This window comes from Pseudomonas sp. JDS08PS003, assembly GCF_045013505.1.
GTDB classification, from domain to species: domain Bacteria; phylum Pseudomonadota; class Gammaproteobacteria; order Pseudomonadales; family Pseudomonadaceae; genus Aquipseudomonas; species Aquipseudomonas protegens_B.
In genome coordinates, this window is sequence record NZ_CP120724.1 from 6,036,253 (window position 1) to 6,047,407 (window position 11,155).

Annotated in this window: 13 protein-coding genes; 7 read left to right on the forward strand and 6 right to left on the reverse strand. The window is 61.3% G+C overall.

Features of this window, described 5'->3' with window-relative positions:
- The first annotated feature begins 102 nt into the window (after positions 1 to 102).
- Positions 103 to 1,614 carry a malate dehydrogenase (quinone) gene (mqo, locus tag P7C00_RS26840; RefSeq protein WP_123724802.1) on the forward strand — a complete coding sequence of 504 codons (1,512 nt, stop codon included), beginning with the start codon at positions 103 to 105 and terminating at the stop codon, positions 1,612 to 1,614.
- A 67-nt stretch (positions 1,615 to 1,681) separates the two neighbouring features.
- On the opposite strand, the gene P7C00_RS26845 is transcribed toward mqo, so the two are convergent.
- The 4 genes from P7C00_RS26845 to P7C00_RS26860 form a co-directional block, all read right to left on the reverse strand.
- Positions 1,682 to 1,969, reverse strand: coding sequence for a PA4642 family protein (locus P7C00_RS26845; protein ID WP_404937633.1), 288 nt, complete (start codon positions 1,967 to 1,969; stop codon positions 1,682 to 1,684).
- Between the two features lie 63 nt (positions 1,970 to 2,032).
- Positions 2,033 to 2,518: a hypothetical protein gene (locus P7C00_RS26850; RefSeq protein WP_102860276.1), complete on the reverse strand. Its 486-nt coding sequence runs from the start codon at positions 2,516 to 2,518 to the stop codon at positions 2,033 to 2,035.
- A gap of 112 nt (positions 2,519 to 2,630) precedes the next feature.
- Positions 2,631 to 3,104, reverse strand: a complete 474-nt coding sequence (locus P7C00_RS26855; RefSeq protein WP_404937634.1) for a WbuC family cupin fold metalloprotein — start codon at positions 3,102 to 3,104, stop codon at positions 2,631 to 2,633.
- Between the two features lie 3 nt (positions 3,105 to 3,107).
- Positions 3,108 to 3,665: a hypoxanthine-guanine phosphoribosyltransferase gene (locus tag P7C00_RS26860; RefSeq protein WP_042941423.1), complete on the reverse strand. Its 558-nt coding sequence runs from the start codon at positions 3,663 to 3,665 to the stop codon at positions 3,108 to 3,110.
- 165 nt (positions 3,666 to 3,830) lie between these two features.
- On the opposite strand from P7C00_RS26860, the gene upp reads away from it, so the two are divergent.
- On the forward strand, positions 3,831 to 4,469 hold the full coding sequence (gene upp, locus P7C00_RS26865; protein ID WP_346633829.1) for a uracil phosphoribosyltransferase: 639 nt from the start codon (positions 3,831 to 3,833) through the stop codon (positions 4,467 to 4,469).
- Positions 4,470 to 4,471: 2 nt separating this feature from the next.
- A complete protein-coding gene (locus P7C00_RS26870) occupies positions 4,472 to 5,746 on the forward strand; it encodes a uracil-xanthine permease family protein (RefSeq protein WP_016965962.1) in 1,275 nt (424 codons plus the stop codon).
- 55 nt (positions 5,747 to 5,801) lie between these two features.
- On the opposite strand, the gene hemH is transcribed toward P7C00_RS26870, so the two are convergent.
- Together hemH and P7C00_RS26880 are read right to left on the reverse strand one after the other, a co-directional pair.
- Positions 5,802 to 6,827, reverse strand: coding sequence for a ferrochelatase (gene hemH / locus P7C00_RS26875; RefSeq protein ID WP_346633828.1), 1,026 nt, complete (start codon positions 6,825 to 6,827; stop codon positions 5,802 to 5,804).
- 13 nt (positions 6,828 to 6,840) lie between these two features.
- The gene (locus P7C00_RS26880; RefSeq protein ID WP_346633827.1) at positions 6,841 to 7,743 is read right to left on the reverse strand and encodes a TIGR01777 family oxidoreductase; all 903 of its coding nucleotides are present in this window, start codon (positions 7,741 to 7,743) and stop codon (positions 6,841 to 6,843) included.
- Positions 7,744 to 7,937: 194 nt separating this feature from the next.
- Here P7C00_RS26880 and P7C00_RS26885 point away from each other — a divergent pair, with 194 nt between their 5' ends.
- The 4 genes from P7C00_RS26885 (at position 7,938) to P7C00_RS26900 (ending at position 11,143) form a co-directional block, all read left to right on the forward strand.
- Complete coding sequence (locus tag P7C00_RS26885) at positions 7,938 to 8,924, forward strand: NAD(P)/FAD-dependent oxidoreductase (RefSeq protein ID WP_346633826.1); 987 nt, start codon at positions 7,938 to 7,940, stop codon at positions 8,922 to 8,924.
- A complete protein-coding gene (locus P7C00_RS26890; protein ID WP_346633825.1) occupies positions 8,921 to 9,136 on the forward strand; it encodes a TIGR02450 family Trp-rich protein in 216 nt (71 codons plus the stop codon). The genes P7C00_RS26885 and P7C00_RS26890 overlap by 4 nt, the downstream gene beginning before the upstream one ends.
- Before the next feature lie 120 nt (positions 9,137 to 9,256).
- The gene (locus P7C00_RS26895) at positions 9,257 to 10,207 is read left to right on the forward strand and encodes a DUF523 and DUF1722 domain-containing protein (RefSeq protein ID WP_346633824.1); all 951 of its coding nucleotides are present in this window, start codon (positions 9,257 to 9,259) and stop codon (positions 10,205 to 10,207) included.
- A 3-nt stretch (positions 10,208 to 10,210) separates the two neighbouring features.
- Complete coding sequence (locus P7C00_RS26900; protein WP_346633823.1) at positions 10,211 to 11,143, forward strand: MerR family transcriptional regulator; 933 nt, start codon at positions 10,211 to 10,213, stop codon at positions 11,141 to 11,143.
- Positions 11,144 to 11,155: the final 12 nt, after the last annotated feature.

An 11,155-nucleotide genomic window follows, 5' to 3' on the forward strand; every position in this document is an offset into this window, starting at 1 on the left:
GGCAATCCTGGCCATGGGTAACCTGGGGCATCACGTGAACCGCCCCATCACTCCTGGCAGCCATGCCGTCAATTTGGTGCTGCAGATTTTGGAGACGCGTTAATGGCGCATAACGAAGCAGTAGACGTCGTATTGGTTGGGGCCGGCATCATGAGTGCCACCCTCGCTGTACTGCTCAAAGAGCTCGACCCCGCAATCAAGCTGGAAGTCGTCGAGCTGATGGATTCGGGTGCCGCGGAGAGTTCCAACCCGTGGAACAACGCCGGCACCGGCCACGCAGGTCTCTGTGAGCTGAACTACACGCCACAGGCCGCCGATGGCAGCGTTGATATCAAGAAAGCCGTGCACATCAACACCCAGTTCGAGGTGTCGAAGCAGTTCTGGTCCTACTTGACCAAGCAAGGCACGTTCGGCTCGTCCAAGTCATTCATCAGCCCAGTGCCGCACCTGAGCTTCGTGCAGGGCGACAAGGGTGTGTCCTTCCTCAAGAAGCGTTTTGAAGTGCTGAGCCAGCACCATGCCTTCGCGGACATGGAATACACCGAAGACAAGGCCAAGATGGCCGAGTGGATGCCGCTGATGATGCCGGGCCGCCCGGCAGACGAAACCATCGCCGCGACCCGGGTGATCAACGGTACCGACGTCAACTTCGGCGCCTTGACCAACCAGTTGCTCAAGCACCTGACCAGCGCCCCCGATGCCCAGGTCAAGTACTGCAAGCGCGTGACCGGCCTCAAGCGCAACAAGGACAACGGTTGGACCGTGAGCATCAAGGACGTCAACAGCGGCAACAGCCGTGAAGTCGACGCAAAGTTCGTGTTCCTCGGTGCGGGTGGCGCGGCCCTGCCGCTGCTGCAGGCTTCAGGCATTGAAGAAAGCAAAGGCTTCGGCGGCTTCCCGGTGAGCGGCCAGTGGCTGCGTTGCGACAACCCGGAAGTGGTCAAGCAGCACCAGGCCAAGGTCTACAGCCAGGCCGCCGTGGGTTCGCCACCAATGTCCGTGCCGCACCTGGACACCCGCGTGGTCGATGGCAAGAAGTCCCTGCTGTTCGGACCTTATGCCGGCTTCACCACCAAGTTCCTCAAACATGGCTCGTTCCTGGACCTGCCGATGTCGGTACGCGCCGGCAACATCGGCCCGATGCTGGCCGTGGCCCGGGACAACATGGACCTGACCAAGTACCTGGTCAGCGAAGTCATGCAGTCCATGGAGCAGCGCCTGGAATCCCTGCGTCGCTTCTACCCGGAGGCCAAGGCCGAAGACTGGCGCCTGGAAGTGGCCGGCCAACGGGTGCAGATCATCAAGAAGGACCCGAAGAAAGGCGGCATCCTGCAGTTCGGTACCGAGCTGGTGGCGGCCAAGGACGGCTCTCTGGCCGCCCTGCTCGGCGCTTCGCCGGGTGCTTCGGTGACCGTTTCGATCATGCTGGAACTGATCGAGCGCTGCTTCCCGGCCAAGGCCAATGGCGAATGGGCTGCCAAGCTCAAGGAAATTTTCCCGGCGCGGGAAAAGGTCCTGGAAACCGACGCGGCGCTCTACCACAAGATCAACAGCGAAAATAACCTGAGCCTGGAGCTGGTCGAGCCAAGCAAGGAAACCGAAAGCTGCGCCTGATCTGACGCCCATAAAAAACGCCCCGGCCTGCAAAGGACGGGGCGTTTTTTTATGCCTTTTGAGCGGTTCAGCCGCGGGCGTTGTCCATCAGTTCGATGTAGTCGGCGGCGTTACGCTGATCCTTGATCAGGTCGACGAAGGTCTGGCTGTGCTCATCCTTGCCGTCCAGATCCAGACCGGCTGCAACGAAGAAGGTCAGGAAGCGCTCAAAGTCGTCGATACGCAGGCCACGATAGGCCTTGATCAGTTTGTGCAGGGACGGCGAAGTGGCGTCGACCGGCTCGAAATCGAGGAACAACTTGATCTGCTCATCGCCGATCTCGTCACCAATCACTTGTTTCTTATCTTTACGCATCGCCGACTCCAGCTCGCAGACATTTCACGGGGCGGGCAGTTTACCCTCAGCCCGCCTCAGGCCTCAACGCGGACGCACGCTGCCGGTGTGCAAGTCAGCCCAGATATGGCCATTGGCATAACTGAGGAACTGGCAATACACAGTGTCGTTACGCAACAGGTCCATCACCGCCCGGTACTGGGCCAGGGGGTAATACAAGGTCAGGGTTCTGGACTTGGCATCGTACTGGGGCTTTTTCAGGCTTTTGCTTTCACCATCGAAATTCACCAGCACCTGGCTGATGGTGGCGCCCTTGTTCAGCGGCTTGCCCTTGAGTCGCACCCATACCGGCGATGTCACCGGAATCGGCTGCTGATTGGATTGGCGCTGGCTGCCGATCACCACGGAATACTCGGTGACCTGCAACAGCTGCTGCTGTTCAGGGACCGAGTCGCGCAGAGTCAGGTCGTCAGGCGGCAGAAATTGCCCATGCAGGGGCGCCGGGGCGGCTGCCAGGGGTAGGCTCAAGCTCAGAAGAAGGGCCGCGCTAGTGCGAATCAACAGGCTCATGACAGGCTCCAATCAAGGGCTGAGCACTCTAGCACGGGTTTTTACCGCAAATCCTGCGCCGCAGTCTGAGGCGACTGCCCCAGGCTGCGGATGCGACAAGCGGGGCACACCATCAGTCGAATTGCGCGCGCATCCAGGCCTGGTATTGCGCCACACCGGGTTCGCCTTCCCGGGGGGCCCAACTGGCCTGCTCGCCCTCGCCCACCGGACGGTAGGGCCCGGCCTTGCACTCGAACATCAGGCTGTCGGGCTCAAGCACCACCAGACCATGGAAGACCCCGGCCGGCAGATCAACACCGATGCAGTCACCACCGGCCTGCAAGACCCGTTTGTCCTGGACCTGGCCCGCTTCATCGAAAATCAGCACGCCAAGCCGCCCCTTGAGCACCAGCAGGGTCTCGGCCTTGTCGGCACTCAGGTGCCGGTGCGGCGGAACGTAGGTGCAAGGTTGCAGCGCCACTGCCATGCGATGGCAGGGCTCTTCCATGGCATGGAAGTTGTGATGCTGACGACCACGGGGATTGGCCGAGGCCTTCTCAGCCAGGTCGCTGAACAACGCTTGATCGAGAAAGCTCGGCCCGGACATGTCTTACATCCCCTTCACGGCGTAAATGCCGGCTGCGTTGCGCCAGTAGCCTTTGTAATCCATGCCGTAGCCGAAGACGTAACGGTCGACGCAAGGCAGGCCCATGTAGTCGGCCTTCAGGTCCGGACGGGCCTTGCGATCGTGTTCCTTGTCGATCAGCACCGCGGTGTGTACTGCACGGGCACCGGCGTGCTTGCAGAAGTCGATGATGGCGCCCAGGGTGTGACCTTCATCAAGAATGTCGTCGATGATCAGCACGTCGCGATCAATAAAGGAGACTTCCGGCTTGGACTTCCAGAACAGCTCGCCGCCGCTGGTTTCGTTGCGATAACGAGTGGCGTGCAGGTAGGAGGCTTCCAGGGGGAACTGCAGGTGGGTCAGCAGTTTGCCGGCGAAGATCAGGCCGCCGTTCATGACGCAGAACACCACCGGATTGCGCTCAGCCAGTTCTTCAGTGATTTGTGCACCGACACGGGCGATGGCCGCCTCGACTTCAGCTTCGGTGTACAGGCAGTCAGCCTCGCGCATGATTTGACGGATATGCTCGAGATCAGCGGACATGGCGCTCTCCAAGGGGGTGGCAGTTTCGGAAAAGCGGGCAAAGGTACGCATCCGGCCCGATCAGATCAAGCGTTTCTGGACTAACGTACTTTATGTCTATAGGACAACAACCCCGGATAGATTAATCTAGGCCGTTTTTTTTGCCCGCCGCCGGAGCCTTTCCCTATGCCCATCCGTGAGATCCGCCATCCGCTGATCCGACACAAACTTGGCCTTATGCGCCGCGCAGACATTAGCACGAAGAACTTTCGCGAGCTCGCTCAGGAAGTCGGTGCCCTGCTGACGTACGAAGCCACCAAAGACCTGCCCCTGGAAAGCTACGAGATTCCAGGCTGGTGCGGCCCTGTCCAGGTCGAGAAAATCGCCGGCAAGAAGATTACCGTAGTACCGATCCTGCGCGCCGGTATCGGCATGCTCGAAGGCGTGCTGAGCCTGATCCCGGGCGCCAAGGTCAGCGCCGTGGGCGTGGCCCGCAACGAAGAAACCCTGCAGGCCCACACCTACCTGGAAAAACTGGTTCCGGAGATCGACGAACGTCTGGCGATGATCATCGACCCGATGCTGGCCACCGGCAGCTCCATGGTCGCCACCATCGACCTGCTGAAAAAAGCCGGCTGCCGGGATATCCGCGCCATGGTCCTGGTGGCCGCCCCGGAAGGCATCGCCGCCGTGGAAAAGGCCCACCCGGACGTGACCATCTACACCGCTTCCATCGATCAGAAGCTCAACGAGCATGGCTACATCATTCCAGGTCTGGGTGATGCCGGTGACAAGATCTTCGGCACCAAGCAGAAGGACTCCTGATCATGCAGGACGAGTTCAACGATCCGCTCTGGCGCCAGGTATTGTCTGGCGCGCAGATGCTCTTCGTGGCCTTTGGCGCCCTGGTGTTGATGCCGCTGATTACCGGTCTTGACCCGAACGTGGCGCTGTTCACGGCGGGTCTCGGGACTCTGTTGTTCCAGGTAGTGACCGGACGCCAGGTGCCGGTCTTCCTGGCGTCGAGCTTTGCCTTCATCACCCCGATCATTCTCGCCAAGGGCCAGTTCGGCCTCGCGGCGACCATGGGCGGGGTGATGGCGGCAGGCTTCGTCTACACCTTTCTGGGGCTGGCGGTGAAGATCAAGGGCACCGGTTTCATCGACCGTCTGCTGCCACCCGTGGTCATCGGCCCGGTGATCATCTCCATCGGCCTGGCCATGGCCCCGATCGCCGCCAACATGGCCATGGGCAAGGCTGGCGATGGCAGCGAGCTGATTCATTACCAGACGGCGATGATGATCTCGATGCCGGCGCTGCTCACCACGCTGATTGTCGCGGTGTTCGGCAAAGGCATCTTCCGTCTCGTACCGATCATTTCCGGGGTGCTGGTGGGCTTTGCCCTGTCCTTCTACTTCGGCGTGGTGGACACCGCGAAGATCGCCGCCGCTCCCTGGCTGGCACTGCCGCATTTCACTGCTCCGGAGTTCAACTGGCAGGCGATCCTGTTCATCGTCCCGGTCGCCCTGGCTCCGGCCATCGAACACATCGGCGGTGTGATTGCCGTCGGCAGCGTCACCGGTCGCGACTACCTGAAGAAACCCGGCCTGCATCGCACCCTGTTCGGTGACGGCATCGCCACCACCGCTGCCGGCCTGTTCGGCGGCCCGCCCAACACCACCTATGCCGAAGTCACTGGTGCGGTGATGCTGACCAAGAACTACAACCCGAAAATCATGACCTGGGCGGCGGTCTTCGCCATCACCCTGGCCTTTATCGGCAAGTTCGGCGCGCTGCTGCAAAGCATCCCGGTACCCGTGATGGGCGGGATTCTCTGCCTGCTGTTCGGTTCGATTGCAGCGGTAGGCATGAACACCCTGATCCGTCACAAGATCGATCTGGGGGAAGCCCGCAACCTGGTGATCGTTTCGGTGACCCTGGTGTTCGGCATCGGCGGCGTACTGGTGGGAACCGGTACCGGTCCGGACGACTTCGGCCTCAAGGGCATCGCCCTGTGCGCCATCGTCGCCATCGTGCTGAACCTGGTGCTGCCGGGTAACGACGGCTGGAAGAACAAGAAGGCCGACGAGCCTCTGATCTGAAGACGCGTTCGCCGGCAAGTCTGCTCCGTAGGAGCCGGCTTGCCGGCGAAGCTGTTTACAACGCCAACGGCGCCCTGGCGCACAAGGTGTTCAAGGCCTGAGCCCATTGCGGGTCGTCATTCAGGCACGGGATCAACACCAGATCCTCCCCTCCGGCTTCGCGGAACTGCTCAAGACCGCGATCACCAATTTCCTCCAGGGTCTCGATGCAATCGGCGACAAATGCCGGGCACATCACCATGACCTTCTTCACCCCCTGCTTGGCCAATTCATCAAGCCGCGCCTCGGTGTAAGGCTCGATCCATTTGGCCCGTCCCAAACGCGACTGGAACGACACAGACCATGTGCCATCCGCCAACCCCAGGTACGCGGCCAGGGCCGACGCCGTCCGCATGCACTGGGCGCGATAACAGGTGGCCAATACCGCCGCAGATGCATTGCGGCAGCAATCGGCGTCCTTGAAGCAATGCTGGCCGGTAGGGTCCAGCTTGGTCAGGTGACGCTCCGGCAGGCCGTGAAAGCTGAGCAGCAGGTGATCATGTTCCTGGGCCAGGTACGGTTTGGCACTGGCCGCCAGGGCCTCGATGTACTCCGGCTGATCGTAGAAGGGTTGCAACACGCTGAACTGCACATCCAGCTTGCGCTCGCGCACCACGCGCTTGGCCTCTTCGATCACCGTAGTCACGGTACTGTCGGCGAACTGTGGATAGAGCGGTGCCAGGGTGATTTTCTTCTGTCCCTGGGCCACCAGCTTGAGCAGCGCCGACTCGATCGAAGGCTCGCCGTAACGCATCGCCAACTCCACCGGGCCCTGCTTCCACTGCTCGCTCATCACCTGTTGCAGCCGGCGGCTGAGCACCACCAGCGGCGAACCCTCCTCCCACCAGATCGACGCATAGGCGTGAGCGGACTGCTCAGGGCGCTTGATCAGGATCAGCGACACCAGCAAGCGCCGCACCGGCCAGGGCAGGTCGATGACATAGGGGTCCATGAGGAATTGGTTGAGGTAGCTGCGCACATCCGCCACCGAGGTGGAGGCCGGCGAACCGAGATTGACCAGGAGCAACGCGTGATCGGTCATGCAACGTCCTATTTCAAAGGCGGCTGGACACATCGTCCAGGGCCGCGGACAAATCAGTGAACTGGAAAGTGAATCCTGCCTCCAGCAACCGCGCGGGAACGGCACGCTGGCCACCCAGCAAGAGCAACGACAACTCACCCAGCGCCAGGCGCAAGACAAAAGCCGGCAGCGGTATCAGCGCCGGCCGGCGCAGCACGCGCCCCAGGCTCTTGGCGAATTCGCGGTTGCGCACCGGCTTCGGCGCGCAGGCATTATAAGGACCACGTGCCTCATCCTGATGCACAAGAAAATCAATCAGAGCGATTTGGTCGTCGATATGAATCCACGGCATCCACTGACGACCGTTGCCAATCGGCCCGCCCAGCCCCAGCTTGAACGGCAGCAGCAGGCGCGACAAAAAGCCGCCCTCGGCCGCCAGCACCAAACCAGTGCGCACCAGCACCACACGCACGCCCATGGCTTCGGCACGTTGGGCAGTTTCTTCCCAGGCAATGCACAACTGGCTGGCAAAGTCCTCGTTGACCGGAGGCGAATCCTCGCTCAGCTCCCGCTCGCCACCGTCGCCGTACCAACCCACTGCCGAACCAGAGACCAGTACCCGTGGCTTTTGCTCGCGACTTTCAAGCCAGGCCAGCAGGGTTTCGGTGAGGGTGATACGACTGTTCCACAGCAGCGCCTTGCGCTTGTGGGTCCAGGGTCGATCGGCAATCGGTGCTCCGGCCAGATTGATCACCGCGTCCAACGGCGTCTGGTCCAGCTCTTGCAAAGTCTTGATGGCCCGTACCTGGGGACCGCACAGGGCGGCAACTTTTTCGGGTTGGCGAGTCCATACACTTAGCTGGTGACCCTGGGCCTGCCAATGACGACACAGTGCACGCCCGATCAAACCAGTACCGCCGGTCAGCAATATATGCATGACATCTTCCTCACGTGGCGTTTTACCCGAATCACTAGTCTATTTTTATAAGCAGGGATCTTTTCAAGCGGACAGGCTGTTATCTAACGATAGACAACCTGCCCAACCGATGACGCCGAAAGCTATACCAAAAAACAATATTGTACAGGTTTTAGTAGCGGCGTAATCTGTACAGAATGGTAAACGAGGCCCCTATGACAGTACCCATCGCAATCATTGGTACCGGCATCGCCGGACTCTCCGCCGCCCAGGCACTTCGAGATGCCGGGCACAGCGTCCAACTCTTCGACAAAAGCCGCGGCAGTGGTGGGCGTATGTCGAGCAAACGCAGCGATGCCGGCAGCCTGGACCTGGGGGCCCAGTATTTTACCGCCCGCGACCGCCGTTTCGTGACCGAAGTCCAGCGCTGGCAAGCCAAGGGCTGGGTCGCCGAATGGGCGCCGCAACTCTACAACTCCCACGGCGGACAACTCAGTCCTTCTCCCGATGAACAGACTCGCTGGGTCGGCACGCCGCGCATGAGCGCCATCACTCGCGCCCTGATCGGCGACCTGGAAGTGCACTTTGCCTGCCGCATCACGGAAGTCTTCCGCGGCGAACAACACTGGCACCTGCAGGACGCCGAAGGCTTTACCCATGGTCCCTTCAGCCACGTTGTGATCGCCACTCCGGCGCCCCAGGCCACGGCCCTGCTGGCAGCCGCGCCGAAGCTCGCCGGAGTCGCCGCCGGGGTGAAAATGGACCCGACCTGGGCGGTCGCCCTGGCCTTCGATACGCCTCTGGAAACCCCCATGGAGGGTTGCTTCGTCCAGGACAGCCCACTGGACTGGCTGGCCCGCAACCGCAGCAAACCCGGACGCGACAGCCATCTCGACACCTGGATTCTGCATGCCACCAGTGCCTGGAGCCGGCAACACATTGACCTCAGCAAAGAGGCCGTGACCGAGCAACTGCACGGCGCCTTCGCCGAATTGCTGCACAGCGTCATGCCTGCCCCGACCTTCAGCCTGGCCCATCGCTGGCTCTACGCCCGACCGGCAACCAGCCATGAATGGGGCGCGCTGGCCGACGCCGACCTGGGGCTGTACGTATGTGGTGACTGGTGCCTGTCCGGTCGGGTCGAAGGCGCTTGGCTCAGTGGCCAGGAAGCCGCACGCCGTTTGCACGAGAGCCTGCAGTGAATCGACTCAACCCGCGCAAACTGCTGCTGTCGAAATGGACAGCAGCCCACCCGCAACACCGCGAGAAACACTTCCTGGTCACCGAGCTTTTCTGCGACGAAGAAGGCACCGTGCTGGACATCGAACTGCAAGCCGTACTCACCCGACGCAGCCAGCGCCTGAATTGGCAAACCCTGCTCAACGACAGCGACTGGCGAATGGGCTGGCAGTAACCCGACAACCTATCGAGCAATACCTATACAAATAATTTGACTTGTACAACTTTAATTCTATGATGAAGACAAGTTGTACAACGTTGCTTTTTTGTACAGGTAAGCCCCGGAGGTTGCACCATGTCCACCAAGCCGAAAATTGCCATCAGCGCCTGCCTGATGGGCGTCGAGGTCCGCTACAACGGTGGACACAAGGAGTCTCGTCTGTGCAGCCGAGTACTCAGTGACTACTTCGATTTCGTGCCTCTGTGTCCAGAAGTTGCGATCGGCATGGGCACCCCCCGCGAACCTATTCGACTGGTCGGCGACCCCGAGCAACCTCGGGCCGTAGGCACCGTGGATGCCAGCCTGGATGTCACCCTGCCCCTGGCGGAATATGGCGAGCGCATGGCGGCCCAGGTAGGCGATATCTGTGGCTACATCTTCATGCAGAACTCACCATCCTGCGGGCTGGAGCGGGTCAAGGTGTACCAGGCCAACGGCATTCCCCATAGAAACGGCGGCCGGGGCGTCTATGCCCAGGCATTCTGCGCACAGCATCCCAATCTGCCGGTGGAAGAAGCCGGACGCCTGAACGACCCGGTACTGCGGGAAAACTTCCTGACCCGGGTCTACGTCTATCGCGACTGGCAGGCGCTGCTCAAGCAAGGCCTGACCCGCCGCGCCCTCACCGACTTCCACTCGCGCTGCAAATACCTGCTGATGGCTCACCATCCCGTACAGTACAAGACCCTGGGCAATCTGCTGGGCAGCATGGGCAAGGGCGATCCGACCCTGATCGGCCCGCGCTACTTCAGTGAACTGATGGCAGCATTGAGTAAATGCGCGACCCGTGGCACCCACAGCAATGTCCTGCAGCACCTGAGCGGCTATCTCAAGCAGTCCATCAGCGCCGAGGACAAGCAGGAAGTGCAACACGTAATCGGCCAATACCGCCACGGCATCGTGCCTCTAGTCGTGCCACTGACCCTGCTCAAGCACCACTTTCGCCAACACCCCGATCCCTACATCGCGCAGCAGTTATATCTGCAGCCACATCCGGAAAATCTCAGCCTGCGCAACGCGATCTGAGCCATGAAACAACTCGCTCAAGAAGCCGACAACAGCGCCCAGTACCGACGCGCCCTGGAACAGGGATGGCTGCCGATTCGCGAAGTGGCGCGCCAGACCGGGGTCAACGCCGTCACCCTGCGCGCCTGGGAGCGCCGCTACGGATTGATCGTGCCCCTGCGTACGCCCAAGGGCCATCGCCTGTATTCCCAGGATCAGGTGCAAGAAATCCTGACCATTCTTACCTGGCTCAATCGCGGGGTCGCGGTCAGCCAGGTCAAGCACTTGCTGGACAGCGCCCCAAGCATCAGCACACCGGCCGAGAATGACTGGCAGCGCCTGCGCCAGACCCTGAGCCTGGCCATCAGCCAATTGGCGGAACGCAAGGTCGACGACACCTTCAATCAGGCCATGGCCCTGTACCCGCCCCGCACCCTGTGCGAGCACTTGCTGATGCCATTGCTGGCGGAGCTGGAACAGCACTGGCAGGGCCAGTTCGGCAGCCAGATGGAGCAGGTGTTCTTCTATTCCTGGCTACGCAGCAAGCTGGGGGCGCGGATCTACCACAACAACCGCCAACTGCAGGGCCCTCCACTGCTGCTGGTCAACCAGTCGGACCTGGCCCTGGAACCCCATCTGTGGCTGACCGCCTGGCTGGCCAGCAGCGCCGACTGCCCGGTGGAGGTCTTCGACTGGCCGTTGCCCGGCGCCGAACTGTCCCTGGCCATCGAACGCCTGCAAGCCCGCGGCCTGCTGCTGTATTCCAGCAAAGCGCTCAATCCCGCGCTGTTGCCCAGGCTGCTCAACGGCATTGCCTGCAAAAAAATCATTGCCGGCCCCGCGGTGTGCATCCACCCCGCCGACTGGTCCGTATGTATCACTGAAATCGCTGATCTGTACCTGGCCCAGGACCCGATCTCGGCCTGCCAGGCACTGCTTGAGCGAGGACTCTTCTGAACCGGGAATCAG